At 62.3% G+C, this 24,607-nt stretch carries 21 protein-coding genes and 1 tRNA gene; 16 read left to right on the plus strand and 6 right to left on the minus strand.

Annotated features, from left to right (window positions below):
* Positions 1-181: 181 nt before the first annotated feature.
* Together ade and CIT25_RS34425 are read right to left on the minus strand one after the other, a co-directional pair.
* Complete coding sequence (gene ade, locus CIT25_RS34420; protein WP_095489673.1) at positions 182-1,993, minus strand: adenine deaminase; 1,812 nt, start codon at positions 1,991-1,993, stop codon at positions 182-184.
* Between the two features lie 224 nt (positions 1,994-2,217).
* A complete protein-coding gene (locus tag CIT25_RS34425) occupies positions 2,218-2,397 on the minus strand; it encodes a hypothetical protein (protein WP_095489518.1) in 180 nt (59 codons plus the stop codon).
* A gap of 487 nt (positions 2,398-2,884) precedes the next feature.
* On the opposite strand from CIT25_RS34425, the gene CIT25_RS34430 reads away from it, so the two are divergent.
* From CIT25_RS34430 to CIT25_RS34440, 3 genes are all read left to right on the plus strand, one after another.
* A tRNA-Leu gene (locus CIT25_RS34430) sits at positions 2,885-2,969 on the plus strand.
* Positions 2,970-3,326: 357 nt separating this feature from the next.
* Positions 3,327-4,148, plus strand: a complete 822-nt coding sequence (locus CIT25_RS34435) for a phosphate ABC transporter substrate-binding protein (protein WP_280953409.1) — start codon at positions 3,327-3,329, stop codon at positions 4,146-4,148.
* Positions 4,145-5,251 (plus strand): transporter substrate-binding domain-containing protein, encoded by a 1,107-nt coding sequence (locus CIT25_RS34440; RefSeq protein ID WP_095489520.1) that lies wholly within the window; start codon positions 4,145-4,147, stop codon positions 5,249-5,251. Before CIT25_RS34435 ends, CIT25_RS34440 begins: the two co-directional genes overlap by 4 nt.
* Before the next feature lie 142 nt (positions 5,252-5,393).
* Here CIT25_RS34440 and CIT25_RS34445 read toward each other — a convergent pair whose 3' ends face one another.
* Positions 5,394-6,359, minus strand: a complete 966-nt coding sequence (locus CIT25_RS34445; protein ID WP_095489521.1) for an ATP-grasp fold amidoligase family protein — start codon at positions 6,357-6,359, stop codon at positions 5,394-5,396.
* 41 nt (positions 6,360-6,400) lie between these two features.
* Positions 6,401-6,979: an NUDIX domain-containing protein gene (locus CIT25_RS34450; protein WP_095489674.1), complete on the minus strand. Its 579-nt coding sequence runs from the start codon at positions 6,977-6,979 to the stop codon at positions 6,401-6,403.
* Between the two features lie 259 nt (positions 6,980-7,238).
* Here CIT25_RS34450 and CIT25_RS34455 point away from each other — a divergent pair, with 259 nt between their 5' ends.
* The 7 genes from CIT25_RS34455 to CIT25_RS34485 all read left to right on the plus strand — a co-directional run bounded on the left by CIT25_RS34455 (position 7,239) and on the right by CIT25_RS34485 (position 13,727).
* A complete protein-coding gene (locus tag CIT25_RS34455) occupies positions 7,239-8,342 on the plus strand; it encodes an NADH:flavin oxidoreductase/NADH oxidase (protein ID WP_095489522.1) in 1,104 nt (367 codons plus the stop codon).
* Between the two features lie 113 nt (positions 8,343-8,455).
* Positions 8,456-8,764, plus strand: coding sequence for a DUF982 domain-containing protein (locus CIT25_RS34460; protein WP_095489523.1), 309 nt, complete (start codon positions 8,456-8,458; stop codon positions 8,762-8,764).
* 31 nt (positions 8,765-8,795) lie between these two features.
* On the plus strand, positions 8,796-9,035 hold the full coding sequence (locus tag CIT25_RS34465; protein ID WP_095489524.1) for a DUF2188 domain-containing protein: 240 nt from the start codon (positions 8,796-8,798) through the stop codon (positions 9,033-9,035).
* Positions 9,036-9,326: 291 nt separating this feature from the next.
* Positions 9,327-10,415: an ABC transporter ATP-binding protein gene (locus CIT25_RS34470; protein WP_095489525.1), complete on the plus strand. Its 1,089-nt coding sequence runs from the start codon at positions 9,327-9,329 to the stop codon at positions 10,413-10,415.
* A 34-nt stretch (positions 10,416-10,449) separates the two neighbouring features.
* Positions 10,450-11,775: an ABC transporter substrate-binding protein gene (locus CIT25_RS34475; protein ID WP_095489526.1), complete on the plus strand. Its 1,326-nt coding sequence runs from the start codon at positions 10,450-10,452 to the stop codon at positions 11,773-11,775.
* Between the two features lie 205 nt (positions 11,776-11,980).
* On the plus strand, positions 11,981-12,832 hold the full coding sequence (locus tag CIT25_RS34480) for a carbohydrate ABC transporter permease (RefSeq protein ID WP_370453353.1): 852 nt from the start codon (positions 11,981-11,983) through the stop codon (positions 12,830-12,832).
* Position 12,833: 1 nt separating this feature from the next.
* Positions 12,834-13,727: a carbohydrate ABC transporter permease gene (locus CIT25_RS34485; protein ID WP_095489528.1), complete on the plus strand. Its 894-nt coding sequence runs from the start codon at positions 12,834-12,836 to the stop codon at positions 13,725-13,727.
* Positions 13,728-13,801: 74 nt separating this feature from the next.
* On the opposite strand, the gene CIT25_RS34490 is transcribed toward CIT25_RS34485, so the two are convergent.
* A complete protein-coding gene (locus tag CIT25_RS34490) occupies positions 13,802-14,089 on the minus strand; it encodes a hypothetical protein (protein ID WP_095489675.1) in 288 nt (95 codons plus the stop codon).
* Between the two features lie 356 nt (positions 14,090-14,445).
* Here CIT25_RS34490 and CIT25_RS34495 point away from each other — a divergent pair, with 356 nt between their 5' ends.
* Both CIT25_RS34495 and CIT25_RS34500 read left to right on the plus strand, forming a co-directional pair.
* Positions 14,446-15,189, plus strand: coding sequence for a competence/damage-inducible protein A (locus CIT25_RS34495; RefSeq protein ID WP_095489529.1), 744 nt, complete (start codon positions 14,446-14,448; stop codon positions 15,187-15,189).
* A gap of 205 nt (positions 15,190-15,394) precedes the next feature.
* The gene (locus CIT25_RS34500; RefSeq protein WP_095489530.1) at positions 15,395-16,228 is read left to right on the plus strand and encodes a universal stress protein; all 834 of its coding nucleotides are present in this window, start codon (positions 15,395-15,397) and stop codon (positions 16,226-16,228) included.
* 10 nt (positions 16,229-16,238) lie between these two features.
* On the opposite strand, the gene CIT25_RS34505 is transcribed toward CIT25_RS34500, so the two are convergent.
* The gene (locus tag CIT25_RS34505) at positions 16,239-17,150 is read right to left on the minus strand and encodes a LysR substrate-binding domain-containing protein (RefSeq protein ID WP_095489531.1); all 912 of its coding nucleotides are present in this window, start codon (positions 17,148-17,150) and stop codon (positions 16,239-16,241) included.
* 224 nt (positions 17,151-17,374) lie between these two features.
* Between CIT25_RS34505 and CIT25_RS34510 the strand changes: the two genes are divergently transcribed.
* From CIT25_RS34510 to CIT25_RS34525, 4 genes are all read left to right on the plus strand, one after another.
* On the plus strand, positions 17,375-18,754 hold the full coding sequence (locus tag CIT25_RS34510; RefSeq protein WP_245330140.1) for a pyridoxal phosphate-dependent decarboxylase family protein: 1,380 nt from the start codon (positions 17,375-17,377) through the stop codon (positions 18,752-18,754).
* 76 nt (positions 18,755-18,830) lie between these two features.
* Complete coding sequence (gene gpt / locus CIT25_RS34515) at positions 18,831-19,331, plus strand: xanthine phosphoribosyltransferase (RefSeq protein WP_029353723.1); 501 nt, start codon at positions 18,831-18,833, stop codon at positions 19,329-19,331.
* A gap of 217 nt (positions 19,332-19,548) precedes the next feature.
* Positions 19,549-20,037, plus strand: coding sequence for an NUDIX hydrolase (locus CIT25_RS34520; protein ID WP_095489533.1), 489 nt, complete (start codon positions 19,549-19,551; stop codon positions 20,035-20,037).
* Positions 20,038-20,651: 614 nt separating this feature from the next.
* Complete coding sequence (locus tag CIT25_RS34525) at positions 20,652-24,440, plus strand: vitamin B12-dependent ribonucleotide reductase (RefSeq protein ID WP_095489534.1); 3,789 nt, start codon at positions 20,652-20,654, stop codon at positions 24,438-24,440.
* The last annotated feature ends 167 nt before the right edge of the window (positions 24,441-24,607 follow it).

A 24,607-nucleotide genomic window follows, 5' to 3' on the forward strand; every position in this document is an offset into this window, starting at 1 on the left:
GCCGGACATCTCCCCCACTTGGGGGGAGATTGGCAGCTTCGGCGCTCCGCTCATTCCTACGACGGTGAAGATTGGCGAAAGCCGAGGTGACGTCCAATCTCCCCCCTCGTGGGGGAGATGTCCGGCAGGACAGAGGGGGGCGCTGTCCCGCCGGCATCAAAGGTTCTACACCGCAGCAACCCTAAACGAACAGATCAACCTTCTGGAACGTCGTCACGTCGATCAGGCCGACATCGGAAATCCTCAGTTCCGGGATGACGACCAGCGCCAGCAGCGAGTGCTGCATGTAGGCGTTGTTCAGCGAACAGCCCATCTTGCGCATCGCCTCGGTGAGCATGTCGGCCTTGACTGCCACGATTTCGGCGCGCTCGTCCGACATCAGCCCGGCGATCGGCATTTCGACCAGTGCCAGTTCCTTGCCCTTGGAGAACAGCACGACTCCACCGCCGACCTCGCCCAGCCGGTTGACCGCCAGTGCCATGTCCTGCTTGGAGGTGCCGACGACGATGATGTGGTGCGCATCATGCGCCACGCTGGAGGCCATGGCGCAGTCGGCCATATAGCCGAAGCCGGAGACGAAGGCATTGGTGACGCCGCCGGTGCCCCGGTGGCGCTCGACCACCGCGATCTGGCAAACGTCGTTGCGACGGTCCATGGCGACCAGCCCGTCCTCCACCGGAAGATCGGCCTCGAGAGCCCGCGTCGGCGCCTGGTTCTCGATCACGCCGATGACCCGCACCCGCACCTCGTTGGCGCCCATGGGCGCCACGATGTCGAAATCCCCCGGTTTGAGCTTCTTGCCGAGCTTGACGGTGTTCTTCGCCGTCTTCGGATAGTCATAGGCCGGAATGTCGATTTCGAGCTTGCCGCCCTTGGCCAGCCTGACGCCGCGGCCATAGACCTCGTCGATGGTCATCGCGGCCAGATCGGAGACGATCAGCAGATCGGCGAGCCGCCCCGGCGCGATCGAGCCCAACTCGCGCTCCAGCTTGAAATGCTGGGCGGTGTTGAGCGTCGCCATCTGGATCGCCGTCACCGGCTTCAACCCCTGGCTGATGGCGTGCCGGACCACCCGGTCCATATGGCCTTCATGGACAAGCGTGCCGGAATGGCTGTCGTCGGTGCACAGGATGAAGTTGCGCGGGTCGAGCCCGCTCTCCGTCACCGCCTTGATCTGCGAGGCGACGTCGTACCAGGCGGAGCCCAGCCTCAGCATCGCCTTCATGCCCTGGCGGACGCGGGCGATCGCGTCCTCGGCGCGCGTGCCTTCATGGTCGTCCTCGGGTCCGCCGGCGACATAGCCGTGGAACGGCAGGCCGAGATCGCGCGAGGCGTAATGGCCGCCGACGGTCTTGCCCGCCCTCACCGTCGCGGCGATCTCGCCCGACATCACCGGATCGTTGGCCGCGACACCGGGAAAATTCATCACCTCGCCAAGCCCGATGACGTTTTCCCAGGTCATCGCCTCGGTGACATCGGCGACCGTCAACTCGGCGCCGGCATGCTCCAGCCCCGGTGCGGAGGGCACGCAGGACGGCATCTGCACATGCACGTTGATCGGCATGGCGACGGCCTCGTCATGCATCAGCCGCACGCCCGGCAGGCCGAGCACGTTGGCGATTTCATGCGGGTCGATGAACATCGAGGTGGTGCCATGCGGGATAACCGCGCGGCAGAACTCCGTCACCGTCACCATGCCGCTCTCGACATGCATGTGCGCGTCGCAAAGGCCCGGCACCAGATAGCGCCCGCCGGCGTCGACCACCTTGGTGCCCTGCCCGATAGCGTGACCGGCATTCGGCCCGCAATAGGCGAAGCGGCCGCCGGCAATGGCAATGTCGGTGCCGGCGATGATCTCGCCGGAGTGAACGTTGACCCAGCGCCCATTGCGGATGACGAGATCGGCGGGCCGCCTGCCCATCGCCACGTCGACCAGATGCGTCGACACCTCGGCCCAGGGTTTTGGTTTCGTCGCACGCGCGGTCTTCGCCATGAAGGGACTCCTGTTTTCCCGACTGTGCCAAGCCGCGCGGATTTTGACCAGCGAGATCAGCGGATTGCTTGAGCGCTCCTCGGCCTTCACATCGATCGTGATTCTCGCGTTTCGTTGCGAGGTCGCGATTCGTTGCTTTGTGACGGCAGTTATGCTATCGGCATGGTGCTGATTTGCGCCAACGACCCGCCGCCGAGGCGGGTTTTTTGTTTCGGCGCCGGCCGTTAAGTATCCTCCCGCTGTTCCCTGTCGCGGCAGTTGAGAAGGTCGACCAGATCGTCGGCCTCTTCGATGGGCATGTCGATCAAGGGGACGCCCACCTCGACAACCGGCAGGCCAGTGAACACATCAATGATGTCCCAGGTGCCTTCAGGTGTCTTCTCAATGTCGTAGCGTTGAGCCATGGGGGTGGAGCATGGATAGAGGAGAAGATTTAGCGCGTTTTACCCGGTCACCGCTCGTTTGGCCTACGGCATTGCGGAAATGATTCCCGTCCAGTCTGATCAAGCGCCTCAAGTAATGGGGCAAGAGTGCTGGGCAGCCGGAGGTCGACAGCCAGATTTAGCACGTCGTGTAAATGCCGGCGATTATCTTCGGAACGGATCAATTGCCGTACGGCCTTGGCAACAGACTTCCCTCGTCCTGTGTCAAACTCTGCCATGTTCGGGGTTCCAGTAACTTTAGTCCGAAACTCAGCCGCTGCGAAATAGTTCCAGCGATCTTGTTTGAATCTCTGTGGGTGGTTGGAGCTCGCTCGGTGACGGCAGCTATGTGGGCGCGGTGCTGATTGCGCCAACGGCCCGCCGTCAAGGCGGGTTTTTTGTACCAGGTTTCAGCGATGGCAGAAGATGGCTTGACGGCCTTTGGCTGGCGTCTGAAAAGGACTGGCCTGCGGACGTGGCGGAATTGGTAGACGCAAGGGACTTAAAATCCCTCAGCTACGGCTATCCGGGTTCGATTCCCGGCGTCCGCACCAGATTGTATTTATGGCTTCGCGAGCCGGCAGTGCCCGGACCGTTTGGAATGTGATGGCGGCCGGCCTGTTGTGAGCGACATCGCGCGCCGACCAGCGAATTTCTCATTGAACGGCCCGCGGCTGGCGACCCCAACTGGGCTGGTCGGAGGCAAACAAGAGCCAGCCTGGCTCTATGTCACCAAACTGACACCTGTCCCGGTGCAGTTTCCGAATACGCGACCACATTTCGCTGATCGGGGGCAAAGACTGGAACCGCCAATCAACACGAGACCGAGTGTCGCGTGGGTCGCGGCATCGTCCATTGCGACAGCCATCATCGTTGCGTTGGCCGCCTGGTATTTCTACGGCAGCCGGGCAATGCCGGGCTCTGGGCCGGCTTCTGTACTGGTCTCCGGGCCGGTTACTGGCGGTTCACTGCAAATAATGGGTTCCGAAACGATGCGGCCGGTCGTCACGGTCTGCGCCGAGGCATTCATGGCCGACAATCCCGAGGCCGACATCATCGTGCGCGGCGGCGGCTCCGGCGACGGTATGGCAGCGCTGCTCCACGGCATGATCGATATCGGCATGATCTCACGGCCACTGTCGCCGAAGGAGATTGGGTTCGCAACCGCGAAAGGTATCGATCTGACGCAGTTCGAGCTGGCGCTGGACGGCGTTGCTATCGTCGTGCACCGAACCAACCCGCTGCGCGAAATCGATGTCGATCAGCTCCGCGCCATCTGGTCCGGAGATTTATCGCAATGGCGGGAGCTCAGCGGCGGCCCCGGCGAGATCCAACCACTTGCCCGCGCCAAAGGGTCTGGAACCGAGGAGGTGTTCGCCGAGCGGGTATTGAAAGGACAAAGGGAGGGTGTGGCAAAGGAATTGCCAACAAACGAGGCCATTGTCGCCGAGGTCTCCGCGCAGCCGAATGCTATCGGATACACCGGCCTCGGAGCGCTCCGCAATGCCTCGGACCTCGTCCATGTCCTGGCCATACGCAGCCAATCTTCCTCGGTCTTGCCGAGCGCCGATACGGTGTGGTCAGGCAGCTACCCGCTGACACGCGCCTTGCTTTTGATCAATCCGGGGACGCCGTCGGGACTTGCCGCCTCGTTCATCGCGTACACCGGCCCCGCCGGACAGGCCTTGGTGAAGCGCGCCGGCTATGTCGAGATCGCGGCGGGCGAGCCATGAGCGCGCGCCGGGTCGTCGGTTTGGCGGTCGGCGTGCTCGCCTGGGCATTCTCCATGCCGGCGCTCGCCGAGCCGCGGGTCGAGGATTTCCGCGTACGCAAGCTCGTCGTCGGCACGATGCGGGTGCCACCCTTTGCATCGCGCGGCGATGATGGCGTATGGAGCGGCCTGAGCATCGAGCTCTGGCAAAAAGTGGCCTCGCAATTGAACCTTGGCTATGAATTCCGCGAGTTCGACTATGATCCCGATGCCATGGTCCAGGCCTTGCAGACCCGCCAAATCGATCTGGTGGTCGCCGCCATGCCGGTCACGACGGACGGTGAGGCGCGCTTCGATTTCTCGCATGCCTACTTCGCCGCGGGCGTTGGTGTCGCGGTGCGCAGCGAGCCAACCGCCGGTATCCTGGCGACCCTGCGCAGGCTGTTTACCTGGCAGTTGCTTGTTCCAATCGGCGGCCTCGTGGGTCTACTGCTGCTTGTCGGCACGTCGTTGTGGCTGATCGAGCGACGCCGCAATCCCGGCCATTTCGATCCCCGCATGATGCAGGGCATTGGCGATGGCATCTGGTGGGCCGCCGTGACGATGACGACGACCGGCTATGGCGACAAGACGCCGATCACCTGGCGCGGCCGCGCCATCGCTCTTGTCTGGATGTTCACCAGCATTTTCTGCATCGCCACCTTTTCGGCGACGCTCGCCTCGTCTTTGGTCGTTGGCCGGCTTAAGAGCAGCGTTGACGGTCCCGAAGACTTGCCGCGAGCCCGTGTGGGAACAGTGGCGGGTACAGCCGGCGAGTTGTGGACCAAGGCGCAGGGCCTGAAGGTGCAGACCTACCCTTTCCTGATCCAGGCCAGCAAGGCGCTCAAGCGCGGTGAAGTGGAGGCGCTGGTGGTGGAGCGCGCCATCCTTGGACACATGATCCAGGAATACCAGTGGAACGACTTGCTTATCCTGCCGCAAACCCTGGCGGTCCGCGACTACGCGATCGCCATTCCAAGCGGCAGCCCGCTCATGGAGGACATCAACCGCGCCGTGCTGACGGTGACCCATCATCCCGATTGGAAAGAGCTCGTGCATCGCTACGTCGGCCAAAGCGAACCCTGAATTCGGAATGACCGAGGGGTCCCGGCCGACCGAAGCCGGCGATGCGATGCGGGTTTCTCTCCTACACGGATTTCTCTCGCCGATAAATTCGCCCGCCGCCTCGTGCCGTGGATTTGGACCGCGAAGAGACCGTCGCTCTGTTTCAGATGCGGCCGGCAGCGACAAGCACGGCCCTGTAGCGGCGCGCAAACCTGCTCGACGGGCGGCTCAGATAGCCGGACGCCGCAATATCCCAGCACGCGCCCAGTTCACGATCGAAAGCCGGCGGCTCGAATTGCTGCAGGCCGCTGCGGGGATAGATCGTGAACTCGCCGAACACCGGCTCTCCGCCGTCTTCGTAGAAATCGACTCGCATCATGTCGAATTCGCCGCCCAGTATCTCGGCAGCCTCGACCATGCGCGAAAAGCTTTGCGGCCGGGCAATTTCCAGCGACGCGTCGATGCCGCCCTGGACGACTGCCAGCCGGCGCCAGTCGCGATCGAAAAGTGCCGTCTTCCGCACCGTCGAGCGGAAAGACGTGACCACGACAAAGGCGACACGGCCGGCAATCACGTTGAACTTGTAGTCGATGGGCTGATAGTCATGATCCTTGCCGATCAGCGTCTCGACGAAAACCTGCGGCTTGATGTGGGCATAGCCGCGCTCCAGCTTGCGGCTGCCATAGGTCTCGGCGAGGTGCCTGGACATCTCGGCAATGATCGCGTCCCGATCGGCGGTTGCGGGGTCCGGAACGACGGCATTCATGTTGCAGCCGTGATTGCATTTGACGATGTATGGAATCGTCAATTCGTCGAAGGGGATTTCGCGCGGGTCGTCGCCGCGCCACAGCACCGCCGGGACAAGCAGCCAGGGAAGCCGATCCCGGACGAATTCCTTGGCTTTCAGCTTGTCGAGCACAATCGCAAACCGCGGATCGTCGTCGAAAATCTTGCGCCAATGGATCTTTTCCGTGAAGGTCGCCGGGGCAGCAAAACTGGGCAGATGCCGCATCCTTTCGGAGAAACGCTGGGTCAGGCGCCGGTAGCTGACCAGCAGCGCGACATTCAGGACCAGCAGCAGCGCCATCGCGCCAACCCGCTTCAGCGAACCCAGCTTTCCGGCGCTCATGTTTGCCGCGCCCCTTCGCTGCACCCAGATTCCGGCACGGGTCAGGCCCGGATCAGGTTCAGCTTCAGATGCTGGATCAGGATGATCGTCTTGGCATCGATAATGCGGCCGTCGTAAATGCCGGCCAAAGCCTCATCGAGCGGCATTTCCAGAACCTCGATGTCCTCGCCTTCTTCCGGCGCGCCGCCGCCGTCCGAGATGCGGTCGGCGGGCGAGTAGCGCGCGATGAAGAACCAAAGCCGCTCGGTCACGCTGCCAGGGCTCATATAGGGCGCAAACAGCCGTTCAACGTCCTTCAGCCGGTAGCCCAGTTCCTCTTCCGCCTCCTTGCGGATGCAGGTTTCCGGATCGTGTTCATCGAGCAGGCCGGCGCAGGCCTCGATCAGCGGCTCGCGGTGGCCGGTGACGTAGGCCGGGTAGCGGAACTGCCGCACGAGCAGAACCGTCGAGCGCTCGGGATCGTAAGGCAGGATCACCGCCCCGTCGCCGCGATCGTAGGTCTGGCGGATCTGCGTCTCCCATTGCCCGTCACGCCGGCGATAATCGAGGACGGTCTTTTTCAGGACGGCCCAGTCGTCGGAAAGGATTTCCTCCGAACGGATGCGAATGCGATCTTCCATGACGGACTCCGTGCTGTCGGTGGCGAGGACTACAGCGCCGCGCGTCCTCTTGGACGCGCAAAGGACGCTGTAGCACTTTTGATCTGCGCATGATCCTTTCCGAAAATCGGAATTGATTTTCGGGGTCATGCGCTAACCGCGAACCGGCCTTTGCGCAATCCCGGCAGCCATTGGTCCAGAGGTGCGCTTCACCGCCTCGTGTATGGCGCAGGCGCAATCCACTGCCTAAATAGCGGCAGCCCCTCCCCGGAGTTTTTTGATGACCACATCCCTTTTCCAGCCGATCACGCTTGACGGCCTCACCTTTCCCAACCGCATCGCGGTGGCGCCGATGTGCCAGTATTCCGCCGATGACGGGTCCGCCAGCGACTGGCACCTGTACCACTGGATGAACCTGGCGATGTCCGGCGCCGGCATGGTCACCGTCGAGATGACCGACGTCGAGCGGCGCGGCCGCATCTCGCATGGCTGCCTCGGCCTTTATTCCGACGACAACGAGGCAGCCGCCCGGCGCGCGCTGGATGCCGCCAAGCGCGTCGCCGCCCCCGGCACCAGGTTCGGCACGCAGCTTGCCCATGCCGGCCGCAAGGCTTCCAACCAGAAACCGTGGGAAGGCGGCGGACCGCTGAAGGCCGATCAGGACCCGTGGCCGATCGTGTCTGCCTCGGCAATAGCTTACGACACGGGCTGGCAGGTGCCGCGGGCGCTGGAGGATGAGGAGATCCTGCACATCATCGAACGCTTCACTGATGCGGCAAGGCGGGCCGAACGTGCCGGTTTCGACTTCATCGAATTGCACGCAGCCCATGGCTATCTGATCTTCCAGTTCCTGTCGCCGCTTTCCAACCAGCGCACCGACCGCTGGGGCGGCTCGCTGGAAAACCGCATGCGTTTTGTCGTCGAGATCGCAAAGGCGGTGAGAAAAGCCGTCCCCAAGCTGATGCTTGGGGCGCGTCTGTCGGTCAAGGAGTGGGTCGATGGCGGCTTCGATGTCGAGGACGCGATCGAAGTGGTCAAGGCGCTGAAGGCGGAGGGCGTCGCTTATCTCTGCTGCTCGAGCGGCGGCAATTCGCCGTTGCAGAAGCCGCCGACAGGCCCGGGCTACCAGGTGCACCTGGCGGAAGCCGTGCGCAAGGGCGCTGGCATCCCGACGCGGGCCGTCGGCCTGATCGACGATCCGAAGCAGGCCGAGGCGATCGTCGCCGAAGGCCGTGCCGACATGGTGGCTCTGGCCCGCGCCTTCCTGGCCGACCCGCGCTGGGCGTGGCGCGCCGCGGCCACATTCGGCGAGAAGATCCACCCGGCGCCGCAGCTTGCCCGCTCGGTGACGACGATGCAGCACTGGATGAAGGCGGCGGGCTGACCGCCCCGTTTCCACTGGCTGCGGCCCCAATGACCGCGGCCCCATTAATCGCGGCACTTGAGACCTTTGCGCCGAGGCGTTGCAACCAAATCGGTCGCTCCGCGTTGCCGGCGATGATGGACAACAAGCCTTTTGAAAAGCCGGTCGTGGTCGAGCTTGGCCATGTCGGCAAATACCGTGAGATCCGTAGCACCCAGGAAGCAGCGGAGTGCCTGATGACGGTCTGGCCACTCAATCGTGGTCCTCGGCATCGCGATGCTCTCGACACTTGCCTAAAAGTGCTGGAGGGTTATCGTTCGACAGCGGATGCGCGCCGGGCATTGGTCGAGGCCGCGAAGGAATCGGACGTGCTGGTTCCCGACGAGAGATTGTCCGACGGCAAGCTGCCCGAACGCAAACTGCCCGAAGACAAACTGCATTGAGCAGACGGAGCTTTTTCCACCGGAGGATTTCATGGCGAAGCTGACCTACAAGATCGTCGAACATGACGGGGGCTGGGCCTACAAGGTCGGCGCGACATTCTCGGAAACGTTTCCTACTCACGAGGACGCGCTGCGCGCCGCCGAGATCGCTTCGGCCGAACAGCAGGTCGCCGGCACCACGGACGGCATCCAGTACGAGGACGCCGACGGCAAATGGCACGACGAGCTCGCCGATGGCCGGGACCGGCCGCAAACCGAAGTTTCCGATTAGGCTGGCGTCGTTGCTGATGGCTTCTCGCACCTTCGGTTTTGGGAGCTGGGGCTTGGCAAGTTATTCTCTTGCTCCGATCCCGGACATGACGAATCTCAGTCCCGTTGGGAACGCTCACGATCAGGTGCGACGAAGAAGAGCGCTTGCCACGCAGCCGCTTTACAGGGCGGTCTGGTAGCGCTACCGTTTCATCATCGCGCGTGACCAGGGAGGAGCTTGGGAGCTGCCGCGGGCCAGTTAGGAAAGCGGTTTCCTTCGAAGACGTCGCAGGAAGCATTCGGGAGGAAATCGATGGCGTCTGTCGCGATTGGCGATGTCTACAAATCATTTGGAACCGTCGAGATTCTCCACGGCGTCAGCGTGGATATAGACGATGGCGAGTTCGTCACGCTGGTCGGACCGTCGGGCTGCGGAAAATCAACGCTTCTCAGGATGATTGCCGGCCTGGAAAAGATTTCGCGCGGCCAGATCGCGATTGGCGAGCGTGTCGTCAACAACGTTGCGCCAAAAGAACGCGACGTCGCCATGGTCTTCCAGAACTACGCGCTCTACCCGCACATGACCGTCGCAGAGAACATGGCGTTCTCGCTCATGCTCAAGGGCGTCGCGAAAGCCGAGAGTAGTGCTAGCGTCCAGCGCGCCGCCGAAATCCTGGGACTGGTGCCGTTGCTGGCACGCTATCCCCGGCAGCTTTCCGGCGGCCAGCGCCAGCGCGTCGCCATGGGCCGGGCGATCGTGCGCGATCCGGCGGTCTTCCTGTTCGACGAGCCGCTGTCCAATCTCGACGCCAAGCTCAGGGTGCAGATGCGCGCCGAGATCAAGGAATTGCACCAGCGCCTGAAGACCACGACCGTCTATGTCACCCATGACCAGATCGAGGCCATGACCATGGCCGACAAGATCGTGGTCATGCATGATGGCATCGTCGAGCAGATCGGGCCGCCGTTGGAACTCTACGACCGGCCGGATAATCTCTTTGTCGCCAGTTTTATCGGCTCGCCCGCCATGAACATGCTGCGGGGCGAAATCACAACCGATGGCGGCTCACCGTCGTTTCGCGGCTCCGGCGGGATTTCAGTCCCATTGGCCACAGCACTGTCCATCGGCAGTGGCGAGCCGGTGGTGCTGGGAATACGGCCCGAGCATTTGCGGCTGTCCGACGACCAGGGCATTCCGGTGACGGTCGCGGTGGTCGAGCCGACAGGGTCCGAATTGCAGCTCATCGGCCGGACGGCTGGCGGCGAAGAGATCGTCGCGAATTTCCGGGAGCGCCATTCCTTCGCGCCGGGCGAGACCATACGCCTCACGGTCGAGCCCGGCCTCATCCATCTCTTCCACGGCGAGACCGGAAAGCGATTCAAGACGCGCAGCGAACAGTAAGAACCACGGCAACGAATAACAGGAGGAAACGAGCATGAAATTCACCAGACGTGACGTGATCCGCACGACCGCCGGCGTGGCGGCGGGAGCCTTGGGAAGCCGGTTCGTCGGCTCTGCCGCCTTTGCCCAGGAGGAGTTGACGTACAAGCCCGAAGACGGCGCGAAGCTGCGGATGTTGCGTTGGTCGCCCTTCGTGCAGGGCGATGAGGATCAATGGCTGGCCAACACCAAGCGGTTCACCGAGGCGACAGGTGTGGAGGTCCGCGTCGACAAGGAAAGCTGGGAGGACATTCGCCCCAAGGCGGCGGTCGCCGCCAATGTCGGCTCCGGTCCAGATCTCATGTTGGTCTGGTTCGACGACCCGCACCAGTACCCCGACAAGCTGCACGACGTCACGGAACTGGGTGAGTATCTGGGCTCGAAATACGGCGGCTGGCACGACGGACCAAAGCAATATGCGACGCGGGAAGGAAAATTCCTCGGCCTGCCCCTCGCCACCATCGGCAATGCCATCGTCTATCGGGAAAGCTGGGTGAAGGAGGCCGGCTTCTCTGAGTTTCCGAAGGACACTGCAGGCTTCCTCGAGCTTTGCAAGGCCTTGCAGGCGAAGGGACATCCGGCCGGCTTCACGCACGGCCATGGCGTTGGCGACGGCAACAACTACGCTCACTGGCTGCTGTGGAGCCACGGCGGCCAGATGGTCGACGAGAGCGGAAAGGTGGCGATCAACAGCCCCGAGACCCTCAAGGCGATCGAATACGCGCAGGAACTCTACAAGACATTCATCCCCGGCACCGAAAGCTGGCTCGACGTGAACAACAACCGCGCCTTCCTGGCCGGCGAACTGGGCGTCATCGCCAATGGCATTTCCGTGTATAACACGGCCAAGACCAACAAGGACAATGATCCGAAACTGGCTGAAATCGCCAAGGACATGCGCACGACCAGCCTGCCGATCGGTCCGGTCGGAAAATCGGTCGAGTTGTTCCAGGTGACCACGGCCGTGATCTTCGACTACACACCCTACCCCAACGCGGCCAAAGCCTATCTGCAGTTCATGTTCGAGGAGCAGCAAATGGCGGAGTGGATCACCTCCTCGGCCGGCTACTGCTGCCAGACGCTCAAAGCCTTCGACAACAATCCGGTGTGGACGGCCGACCCGAACAATGCCGCTTACGCCAAGGCCTCGGCGACGCTGCGTCCCAATGGCTATGCCGGGCCGCTCGGCTATGCCTCGGCGGCGACCATGGCCGACTATGTCCTGGTGGACATGTTCGCCAAGGCCGTGACGGGCCAGGCGACGGCCCAGGAGGCGATGGAAGAGGCGGAGAAGCGCGCAAACCGGTACTATCGCGTTTGATCACAGCCGAGCCGGGCAGCGCAACCGCGCTGCCCGGTCTGGTTCCTGAAATCGCGTGGCGGCCACTCAGGCCACCATGCCACCAGACCTTATGAGGAGCCGTCCCATGGCCGTGTCGTCCGCTGCCGTTCAGCCGCGTCCGTCGATCCTGTCGCGGAGCCTGTCGCTCTTGGCCGACAGCCGGAACGCGCTTGGCTTCGGCTTCATGCTGCCGGCGGCAGCGCTGCTGCTGGTCTTCCTGACCTATCCGCTCGGGCTCGGCGTCTGGCTCGGCTTCACCGATGCCCGCATCGGCCGCCCCGGTATCTTCATAGGCACCGAAAACTATCAATATCTGTGGGATGACGCCGTCTTCTGGCTCTCCGTCTTCAACACCTTGCTCTACACGATAAGCGCCTCGATCCTGAAGTTCGCGCTTGGCCTCTGGCTGGCGCTTATTCTCAATCAAAACCTTCCCTTCAAATCGTTCTTCCGCGCCATCGTCCTGCTGCCGTGGGTGGTCCCGACGGTGCTGTCGGCCATCGCCTTCTGGTGGATCTACGATTCGCAGTTCTCCATCCTGTCCTGGGCACTTATGGAAATGGGCCTGATCGACCATCGCATCAATTTCCTCGGCGATCCGGAGAACGCGCGCGCTTCGGTTATCGCGGCCAATGTGTGGCGCGGCATTCCGTTCGTCGCCATCACGCTGCTTGCCGGCCTGCAGACGATTCCCCAGTCGCTTTACGAGGCCGCCACGCTCGATGGCGCCAGCCGCTGGCAATTGTTCCGCTTTGTGACGCTGCCGCTGCTGACGCCGATCATCGCCATCACCATGACGTTTTCGGTGCTGTTCACCTTCACCGATTTCCAGCTGATCTACGTGCTGACCCGTGGCGGACCGGTGAATGCCACCCATCTGATGGCGACACTGTCCTTTCAACGCGGCATTTCGGGCGGCCAGCTTGGCGAGGGCGCCGCGATTGCGGTCGCCATGATCCCGTTCCTGCTGGCGGCGATCCTGTTCAGCTATTTCGGCTTGCAACGCCGCAAATGGCAGCAGGGCGGCGGAGACTGACATGGCCACGACCAAGAAGACGAAACGTCCGGAACTCGACGAAGGCGGCATGGGCTACCTTCAGAGCCTGCCGCGGCGCGTGGTGACGGTCTATCTGCCGTTGCTGGTGTTCGTGATCGTGCTGCTGTTCCCGTTCTACTGGATGACGATCACGGCGGTTAAGCCCAATCTCGAGATGACCGACTACGCCAATTTCAACCCGTTCTGGGTCGTGCACCCGACCTTGGAGCACATCCGCTATCTCTTGTTCGACACGTCCTATCCGGGCTGGCTGCTCAACACGATCATCATCTCCACCGCCGCCACCTTCCTGTCGCTCCTGGCTGCGGTGTTCGCGGCCTATGCGATCGAGCGGCTGCGGTTTTCAGGGGCGCGGCAGGTCGGCCTCGCGGTCTTCCTCGCCTATCTCGTGCCGCCCTCGATCCTGTTCATCCCGCTGTCGGTGATGGTGTTCAACCTTGGGCTTTACGACACGCCCTTCGCGCTCATCCTCACCTACCCGACCTTCTTGGTGCCCTTCTGCACGTGGCTGCTGATGGGCTACTTCCGCTCCATCCCGTTCGAACTGGAAGAATGCGCGCTCATTGACGGGGCGAGCCGGTGGCAGATCCTCACCAAGATCGTGCTGCCGCTGTCGGTGCCCGGACTGATTTCGGCCGGGATATTCGCATTCACCCTGTCATGGAACGAATTCATCTACGCCCTGACGTTCATCCAGTCGTCCGAAAACAAGACTGTGCCGGTCGGGGTGCTCACGGAGCTTGTCCGCTCCGACGTCTATGAGTGGGGAGCGCTGATGGCCGGAGCGCTGATCGGCTCCCTGCCGGTGGTCGTGCTCTATTCGTTCTTTGTCGAGCACTACGTTTCGTCGATGACTGGCGCGGTGAAGGAATAGCGCGCTGCCTCGGTCCCGGCGGCCGCGGATGCCCGTTGAAGAGCATCCTGCCGGCCGGTCCGGTCGTGGGCTGATTACTTGCCGCAGTACTGATCGTTGATGTTCATTCGGGCGTTGGCGTCGGGTCCTGGCGAGTTCGAGGCGCAAGGTCCAACCGGGCCCGGGTTGCCCTGGATGTTCAGACCCGAGGCGTCGCCGTTGATGCTGCCGGTGGCGCTGGGATCAGCGGTCATCCGCTCTTCGTTGGTGGGAACTGGGTTCGTGGGAGCTGGGCTATTGGATAAAACATCCGACGATTGCGCCATTGCGGACGTGGCGAGGCCAATCGTGAAGATCGAGGCTGCGAGAATTTTGGTAAGCATAAAGAGACTACTCCATTCCATGTGGTTGCAGATGTCGACTTCGTGCGACCGCCAAAGAATCCATCAGCCGGCTCGAAGTTCCGATGAAAAGGTCGTTAAGGCGCGCAAGCTTCGACACCTTTTTGTGACCAGTGCGTGAAGAGGTTTGGGATGCTTCGGCAGTTTTGAGCAACGCGAGATCGGCGAAGTGCCCGCCTGTCGAGATCAGCCTGCGAACGCGCGCTCAAGGGAGATGGCACAGGTGGATCCGTCGTTCGGACGGCATTGCCGCCGGCCATCCGCCGCGCTATCTCAGGCGACCCTCTCTACCTGAGGCGATCCTGTCTGCCTCAGGTGACCTTTTGCCGGAGCCTCCCATGCCCGAAATCGTCACCGCCGCCATGCTCGTCATCGGCGACGAGATTCTGTCCGGCCGCACCAAGGACAAGAATATCGGCCACCTCGCCGATATCATGACGGCGATCGGCATCGACCTGAAGGAGGTGCGCATCGTTCCCGACGAGGAAGACGAGATCATCGCCGCGGTGAATGCCGTGCGTGCCCGTTACACCTATGTCTTCACGACCGGCGGCATCGGCCCCACGCATGACGACATCACCGCGGATTCGATCGCCAAGGCCTTCGGCGTGCCCTGCGAATACGACGCCAAAGCCTATGCCATGCTGGAAGCGAGCTACGCCGCGCGCGGCATCGAATACACCGAGGCGCGCAAGCGCATGGCGCGGATGCCGCGCGGTGCCGACCATATCGACAATCCTGTGTCCATCGCGCCGGGCTTTCGTATTGGCAACGTCCATGTCATGGCCGGCGTGCCGTCGATTTTCCAGGCGATGCTCGACAATGTGGTGCCAACGCTGAAGGCCGGCACAATTATGCTGTCGGCCACGGTGCACTGTCCGTTCGGCGAAGGGCTGGTCGGCGGACCGCTGGGCGACATTCAGAAGGCGCATCCGGATACAATCATCGGGTCCTATCCGAAATATGGCGACGGCAAGTTCTGGACGGAGCTGGTCGTGCGTGCCCGCAGCCAGGAAGCGCTGGACGCCGCCCGCGCCGATGTCGAGGCGATGGTCGCAGGCCTCGCCAGCGCGGTCAGTTGATCTAAAGCGCGTCGCGTCTGAGAGGATTCATGCGACGCTCTTTAGGTTCTTGTTTTTATGCATGTCGTTATCCCAAAACCGCTGCGCACCCTCGGTTCACGCCCGAGGGCATGCTTTTGGGCGACATGCATTAGGCCGGAACCAAGCATGGTGCTGTAACGTTTCTCGCGGGCGAGTTTCGATCGCCGTAAAATGAGGGATTACCATGCGATTCAAGACCATCGTCGCCATACTGCAGAACGAACAGGATGCGGAGCGCGTGCTCGAATGCGCCATTCCGCTTGCCGATAAGTTCCAGAGCCATCTCATCGGCATTCATGCCGAAGCGCTTCCCGTCCCCTACACCTCGGCCACCGGCTTTCCCGACACCGAGTTCCTGCAGGTTTCAGCCGACATGAACAAGGAGCGTGCTGAAAAATTGCGGGCGGTTTTCCTCAGGCATATCGAGGATTCCGGCCTGTCTTTCGAGTGGCGCAGCCTCGAGAGCTTTTCCGGAGATAGCGCGCTGACCGGCATCCCAACCGTTCGCACCGCGGATCTGATCATCGCCGCGCAGCGCGAGTCCGGCGGCGATCCGAGCGCCGACGTCGACACGCTGGTCTACGACGCCGGCCGGCCGGTGCTGGTCGTGCCCCATTCGGGCCCGCTCGTCACCAGCTTCAAGCATGTGCTGCTCGCCTGGAACGGCAGCAAGGAAGCCGCGCGCGCCGCCTTCGACGCCCTGCCCTTCATCATCGAGGCCGAGAAGACGGATATTGTCGTCATCGACCCGCCGGATACGCTTGACGCGGCTCCCGAGGCGGCCGGCGCCGAAATCGCCGCCGCCCTGTCCAGACATGGCGCCACGGTCAGCGTCTCGGTGCTGCAATCGGGCGGCCATTCGGTCGACGACGTGATCCAGACCAGGATTGCCGAAACCGGCGCCGACCTGCTCGTGCTTGGCGCCTACAGCCATTCCTGGCTGCGCCAGCTTCTGTTCGGCGGGGTCACGCGCACGGTGCTGCGTACGGTGCCGGTGGCAGCTTTCCTGTCGCGGTAGGAAGCCTAGATCAAGAACTCTGGCGCGCGGCGAAATACGCCCCGACATGGTCAACGACGGTGGAAGTCAGGTCATCGGGCGCATGAGGGCTGCGCCGCAAAGCCACGTCATAGTAACCAATCGACGGAAGGCCTTGCTCAGGCCCAAACGGCACCAGTTCTCCCGATAAGGTTGCAATCGGCAACGGCGCGACTGCCAGCCCCGCCACCACCAGCGCAAGCTGGCCCGCGAGATTCTCACTTGTACAAGCGATCTGATAAGAGATGCCGGCTGCGTCGAGCGCGTCGATGGCTGACTTCCGCCAAATGCAACTCGTTGGACCTGCGGCGACCGCCAGCGGACGACGGAGATGGGCGGTTCCATGCGCAAGGCCTGCCCACACAAGCCGATCTCTATGGATGGCCGTGTCGGGCGATCCAGTTCGACCCGTCGCGCCAGCTGTCACCAGTGCGACATCCAGTTCGCCCTCATCCAGCATCCGCAACATCGTGCTGCTTGTGCGACACGTCACGCTGATCTCCACCAACGGATAGGCCGCTGTATAGCTGGCGAGAACCGAGGGAAGGAACGCAACGGCATATTCATCCGTCATTCCCAGCCGTACGGCGCGTCCGTGCGACAGGCGATTGAATCGCACTATCGCCTCTTCGGCGATTCCAAGCGCGCGCCGCGCATAGGTCAGAAGCGCTTCACCTGCTGGCGTCAACATTATCGAGCGCCCTTGATGCACAAAGATCGGCTGTCTGATCTGCGTTTCAAGCCGTTTCATTTGCATGCTGATGGCAGATGGCGTCCGGTGCACTGTTCGGGCAGCACCGACGAAGCTACCTGTGTCGACAACCGCCATCAGAGTACGCAGGAGAGAGTTGTCCAGCCCCAACAGAACGCCCGAATCCGGCCCAAAGCGTGCGTGGTTCGGCATGAGTGGCAAGCCCCAATTCGCCAATTTCGTTGATGTCGAGTGTAAGTCCTTTTCGTTTGTCGGAGCAATCAGCCTTGGCCAAACTGAGTAAAACCAATTGCACAGCCGGCATGGTGACCGGCTAGCTGCGTCTGGGCATGGGCAAATACACCGCTTGAGGAACCCACTCAATGAACACGGCGCTAGATCTTGCCTACCGTGCAGCACGAGCCTGGATCGACGGATTGGATGAACGTTCGGTGGCTGCAACGGCCAGTCTTATGGATCTCAAACGGTCTTTTGCCGGCCCACTGCCATACGAAGGCAGCAGTGCAGAGGAAGTGGTTCAAGCACTTGCCAGGGATGCCGGCCCCGGGATGCATGGCAACGCAGGCGGACGCTTCTTTGCCTGGGTGATTGGTGGCGGTCTGGAATCCGCGCTCGCGGCAGACTGGCTCGTTGCCACCTGGGATCAGAACGCGACCGTCTATGCCTCCAGTCCGGCCTCCGCCGTGATCGAGGAAACAGCCGGCGAATGGATCAAGGAGTTGCTCGACCTGCCGCGAGACGCCTCATTTGCGTTCACCGGCGGTTGCCAAATGGCGCATATGACCAGCCTTGCGGCTGCACGCGCGGCGCTGCTGAGGCGCGTCGGCTGGAACGTGGAAGAGGACGGGCTGATTGGCGCGCCGGGGATCAGGGTGCTGACGAGCGACCAGCGACACGTCACCGTAGACCGCGCGGTGCGCTTTCTGGGGATCGGCCGCAAGGCTATTGATCAGTTGAAAACGGACGGGGATGGACGCGTCTCTCCTGCGGTTCTCGACGGCGCGCTTTCCGACAGTTCCACACCGACCATGCTGGTGCTGAATGCTGCCGACTTGAACATCGGCGCCTGTGACGCGTTCAGGGAGTTGATATCGATGGCGCATTCAGCCGGCGCCTGGGTTCACATCGACGGTGCCTTCGGCCTATTCGCACGCGCCAGCCGAACGTACCGCCACCTGCTGGACGGCGTGGAACTGGCGGATAGCTGGGCGACCGACGGCCACAAATGGCTGAATGTTCCTTTCGATTGCGGTATCGCCATCATCGCAGACCGGGAAGCACATCGCACAGCTATGACATCGAGCGCATCCTATGTCGCGCCAACCTCAATTGCGCGGGACCAGTCAGACTGGAACCCAGAATACTCTCGCCGCGCGCGTGGCGTTCCCGTCTATGCTGCCCTCAAGCAACTCGGCCGCAGCGGCATGGAGGCTTTGGTTGATCGCTGCTGCGCGCATTGCGCCAACATCGTCGAGGGGATAGGCGAACTACCGGGCGCCGAGATCCTTGCGAGGCCAACGCTCAATCAAGGCCTGCTCAGGTTCGCTCGGCCTGGCGCTTCACCTGCGGAAAATGATGCTTTTACCGACGAAACGATTCAAAAAATCAATGCCACAGGCGAAGCCTTCTTCTCCGGCACGACCTGGCGCAATCACCGCGCCATGCGCGTCAGCGTGGTTAACTGGCGCACCAGCGAGCAAGATGTGAAGCGGGCGATCGCGGCCGCGACTTCTGTGCTGACGCCGGAAGTGGCTGCGCCGATCGGACTGGAGGTTGCGCCACTTGCCAACACCTAGGCTTTCCAGTTAATTCCGCGCGCATTCCTTCAAGTGTCTGCGCGCGTTTTTCGCGCGCTGCGGAGTGCGCGAAAAAATGTCCCTTCCCGAAAAGGCCTTTCCCGTCTCCTGGGATCAGTTCCACCGCGACGCGCGTGCGCTCGCCTGGCGGCTTGCCGGCGCCAACAAAGGCCAATGGAAGGCGATCGTCTGCATCACACGCGGCGGCCTGGTTCCGGCCGCCATCATCTCGCGTGAGCTCGGCATCCGGGTCATCGAGACGGTTTGCGTCGCCTCCTATCACGACTACGCCAGCCAGGGGCAGCTGCAGGTGCTGAAGGAGGTCACGCCGGCGCTGCTCGCCGATGACGGCGCCGGCGTGCTGATCATCGACGACCTCACAGACACCGGCAAGACCGCAGGCATCGTGCGCGCCATGATGCCCAAGGCGCATTTCGCCACCGTCTATGCCAAGCCGAAAGGCAGGCCGCTGGTCGACACCTTCGTCACCGAGGTCAGCCAGGACACCTGGATCTATTTTCCGTGGGACATGGGCTTCACCTACCAGAAGCCGATCGCCGACGACCACGTCGGCTGATTCGCGGCAACTGCCTTTTCTCCTGGAACAGCCAGGCGAGCACTTCTTGCCGGCGACCACTTCTTGAAAGCATGCCGCGGCGCACGATATTTCCTGAATCGACGCCTCTTGGCGTGGTTAACCAGTGCGTATGAGGTTTTTTACTTTTATTGCCCATGATTAGCCGTAAGATTCACGAGACGGCAGATGATTCTGGAGGCTGGGGCAAGCTTCTCCGATGTTGACGACGCCAGCAACGCACAACCATTTGGCCGAAAGGGTCCAGCGGCTCTTCGGCACAGCGCCGTGCCGCCTGCAGGTTGCAGCACTGCCCTGGCGCGATACCAAGCATGGCATCGAGATCATGCTGATCACCAGCCGCGATACCGGCCGCTGGGTGCTTCCCAAGGGCTGGCCTGAGGCGAAGGAACTGCTTTGCGAAGCGGCGGCACGCGAGGCCGGCGAGGAAGCCGGACTGCGCGGCACGATCTCCCACCACGAAGCCGGCCGCTACTTCTATGCCAAGGCATTGGCTTCAGGCGAGGAAGTGCCTTGCGAAGTCCTGGTATTTCCGCTGCAGGTCGACAAGGTCGCCGACCGGTGGAAGGAAAAGCGCTCGCGCACCCGCAAATGGGTCAGCCCCGCCGAAGCAGTGCGCATGGTCAACGAGCCGGACCTTTGCCAGATCATCGCCTATTTCTGTGCCGACCCGCACCAATTCTCCTGAACGAGACCTGGTCGCGCCAGCCGCGCATTGCGCGGGTAAAAATCGAAACCCTCCGCGCCACTTTCTATCCCCGTTATCCACATGTGTGACACACAAGATGTTGGGGTCATAAAAGCTACGCAAACGAATCCTTGACGGCGCAAAACGAGTCGCCTTTTATAGGCCATGCGCTCCTGTTGAGAGCGCGACCGGAAAGTTCTGAGCCCGGTCTTTTTCCCGGATTATGTGCGTTTTGGCCGCATTTCCGCCTGGTTACGAGGCTGGCGGAAGTGTTGCGACTGTGGGGTCTTTGGGGGCGAAAGGGAAAAATGTCGGACTGGAATAAATTGTCTGTTAACACTATATTTAGTGATTGCAGGTAGGTTCGACGCTAGATAGTGTGAAGGTCCCTCGATTGAGGGAGTCGCAAAAAAGTTTCAGTCTTGAGGGATCCGCAGGGTTCGTCGGCGCGTTGGACCGCTACTTCGCAAGGAGTTCGACCAACAGGGCGGACGGAGGCTGTGAAAAGGAGCCGGCCGTTTTCGAACGCCGGCAGACGGCGGACATGCGCGTTTCAGAAAGGGGCAGAAATCCCCTGGGAAAAGCGCTATATGTAGACACAAAGGATAGGACCAATGCGCATCGAGCGTCGTTTCACCAAGCCAGGGCAATCAGCTTACGCGGAGATCGAATTCCGCAAGGCGCTTTCGGAGATCAAGAATCCGGATGGCTCGGTGGTGTTCCGCTTGGACAATATCGATGTGCCGGCGCAGTTCAGCCAGGTTGCCGCCGACATCCTGGCGCAGAAATATTTCCGCAAGGCCGGCGTGCCCGCGCGGCTGAAGAAGGTCGAGGAGAATGACGTCCCCTCCTTCCTGTGGCGCTCCGTCGCCGACGAGGCCGAACTGGCAAAGCTGCCCGAAGCCGAGCGCTACGGCTCCGAGATCGACGCCCGCCAGGTCTTCGACCGCCTCGCCGGCACCTGGACCTATTGGGGCTGGAAGGGCGGCTACTTCAAGTCGGAGGAGGACGCCCGCGCCTTCCGCGACGAGCTCGCCTATATGCTGGCCACCCAGCGCGTCGCGCCGAACTCGCCGCAATGGTTCAACACCGGCCTGCACTGGGCCTATGGCATCGACGGCCCGAGCCAGGGCCACTTCTATGTCGACCCGTTCACCGGCAAGCTGACCAAGTCGAAATCTTCCTACGAGCATCCGCAGCCGCATGCCTGCTTCATCCAGGGCGTGCAGGACGATCTCGTCAACGAAGGCGGCATCATGGACCTGTGGGTGCGTGAAGCGCGCCTGTTCAAATACGGCTCCGGCACCGGCTCCAACTTCTCGTTCCTGCGCGGCGAAGGCGAAAAGCTGTCCGGCGGCGGCCGTTCGTCCGGCCTGATGAGCTTCCTCAAGATCGGCGACCGCGCGGCGGGCGCCATCAAGTCGGGCGGCACGACGCGCCGCGCCGCAAAGATGGTCATCGTCGACGCCGACCATCCCGATATCGAGGAATTCATCGATTGGAAGGTCAATGAGGAGCAGAAGGTCGCCTCGCTGGTCACCGGCTCCAAGATCGTGAAGAAGCACCTCGAAGCGATCATGAAGGCCTGCATCAATTGTGAAGGCCAGGACGACGATTGCTTCGACCCGGCGATCAACACCGCGCTGAAGCGCGAGATCAAGCTGGCCAAGAAGGACGGGGTGCCGGAGAACTACATCTATCGCGTCATCCAATTCGCCAAGCAGGGCTACACCTCGATGTCGTTCAAGACCTACGACACCGACTGGGATTCGGACGCCTACCTCACCGTTTCGGGCCAGAACTCCAACAATTCGGTCTCGCTGAAGGACGATTTCCTGCGCGCCGTCGAAGAGGACGCCGACTGGCACCTCACCGCACGCAAGGACGGCAAGGTGCTGAAGACGCTGAAGGCCAGGGATCTGTGGGAAAAGATCGGCTATGCCGCCTGGGCGTCGGCCGATCCGGGCCTGCACTTCAACACGACGATGAACGACTGGCACACCTGCGCCTCGGCCGGTGCGATCCGGGCGTCCAACCCGTGCTCGGAATACATGTTCCTCGACGACACCGCCTGCAACCTGGCCTCGATCAACCTGCTGCCCTACCGCAACGCCGACGGCACCATCGACATATCAGCCTACGAGCATACGGTTCGGCTGTGGACCATGGTGCTGGAAATTTCCGTCATGATGGCGCAGTTCCCGTCGAAGGAGATCGCCAAGCTCTCCTACGAATACCGCACGCTCGGCCTCGGCTACGCCAATATCGGCGGCCTGCTGATGACCTCGGGCATTCCCTATGATTCCGACGAGGGCCGCGCCATCTGCGCAGCACTCACGGCAATCATGACCGGCACGGCCTATGCCACCTCGGCCGAAATGGCCGCCGAGCTCGGCGCCTTCCCCGACTACGACCGCAATGCGCAGAACATGCTGCGCGTCATGCGCAACCATCGCCGTGCTGCTTACGGAGACAAAGACGGCTACGAAAAGCTCGCCGTCAATCCGGTGCCGCTGGTCGCCTCCGACCTGAAGCAGCCGGAGCTTGCCGCCCACGCCAAGGCTGCCTGGGACCGCGCCATCGAGCTCGGCGAGGAGCATGGCTACCGCAATGCGCAGGCGACGGTGATCGCACCGACCGGCACGATCGGCCTGGTGATGGATTGCGACACCACCGGCATCGAGCCCGACTTCGCGCTGGTGAAGTTCAAGAAGCTGGCCGGCGGCGGCTATTTCAAGATCATCAACCGCGCCGTTCCGGAAGCGCTACGCACGCTCGGCTATTCGGAAGCGCAGATCGCCGAGATCGAAGCTTATGCGGTCGGCCACGGCAATCTCAACCAGGCGCCCGCCGTCAACCCCGGCTCGCTCAAGGCCAAGGGTTTTACCGACGACAAGATCGCGGCGCTTAACGCAGCGTTGAAATCGGCCTTCGACATCAAGTTCGTCTTCAACCAGTGGACGCTGGGTGCGGAATGGGTGAAGGAGACGTTTGGCTTCACCGACGAGCAGCTCAACGATTTCTCGTTCGAGATGCTGCCGGCGCTCGGCTTCTCGAAGAAGGACATCGAGGCCGCCAACATCCATGTCTGCGGTGCGATGACGCTGGAAGGCGCGCCGTTCCTGAAGGCCGAACATCTGCCCGTGTTCGACTGCGCCAGCCCGTGCGGCAAGATCGGCAAGCGTTCGCTGTCGATCAACAGCCACATCCAGATGATGGCGGCGGCCCAGCCCTTCATCTCCGGCGCCATTTCCAAGACCATCAACATGCCGAACGACGCGACGGTGGAAGACGCCAAGGGCGCCTACATGCTGTCGTGGAAGCTGGCGCTGAAGGCCAACGCGCTCTATCGCGACGGCTCGAAGCTCTCCCAGCCGCTCAACGCCTCGCTGCTTGCCGACGTCGAAGACGACGAGGACGATGCCGTCGAGCAGCTGATTGCGGCACCGGCGGCGGCACGCGCGGCACAGATCACCGAGCGGATCGTCGAGCGCATCATCGAGCGCGTCTCGCGCGAGCAGGAGAAGCTGCCGTCTCGCCGCAAGGGCTACACGCAGAAGGCCAAGATCGGCGGCAACACCATCTTCCTGCGCACCGGCGAATATGATGATGGCCGTCTCGGCGAGATCTTCATCGACATGAACAAGGAGGGCGCGACCTTGCGCGGCCTTCTCAACAATTTCGCCATCGCCATCTCGCTCGGCCTGCAATATGGCGTGCCGCTTGACGAATATGTGCACGCCTTCACCTTCACCAAATTCGAGCCGGCCGGCATGGTGCAGGGCAACGACGCCATCAAGAGCGCGACGTCGATCCTCGATTATGTGTTCCGCGAACTCGCCATCTCCTATCTCGGCCGCAACGACCTCGCCCATGTCGACCAGTCGGACTTCTCCAACACCGCACTTGGCCGCGGCATCAGCGAAGGCAAGACCGACGCCGTTTCCAAGGGCCTGACCCGCGGTGCCTCGCCGGTGAAACTGGTGTCGAGGGTGAGCGGCAACGATCCGAAGGGTTTTGCCGGTTCGGGCTCGCCCAGTGCCCGCTCCGCGCCGACGGCATTCTCCGGCTCCAACGTGCTGGCGCTGAAGCCGGCCAGCGACGAAGCCATCGCCTACAAGCGCGACTACGAGGAGCGGGCAAAGGAGCTGATTGAGGACATCGCCTTCGAGGAGGCGGCGGGCGCTGCTGCCGAGGCTTCGGACGCCACGGCGGCGCTGTTCACCGACGCCGCAGCCCTCGAGGCGGCCGAGGCGAAGAAGCTAGCCGCCGACCGCCGCGCCAAATCGCTGCTCCAGGGCTACACCGGCAATTCCTGCTCCGAATGCCAGAATTTCACCATGGTGCGGAACGGGACGTGCGAGAAGTGCGACACTTGTGGGGCTACGAGCGGGTGTAGCTGAGGAAAGATGCAGCGCTAAAACGCAACATGATCGGCCCGGTCGCAAGATCGGGCCGAAATCCGTTTAGCGTCGTGATCAGGCGCATCTCTTCCTTCTCCCCTTCTTGTGGGAGAAGGTGGCCGAGCGAAGCTCGGTCGGATGAGGGGTGTTCCAGCTTGGCGCCGACG

Source organism: Mesorhizobium mediterraneum (assembly GCF_002284565.1).
Taxonomy (GTDB): domain Bacteria; phylum Pseudomonadota; class Alphaproteobacteria; order Rhizobiales; family Rhizobiaceae; genus Mesorhizobium; species Mesorhizobium mediterraneum.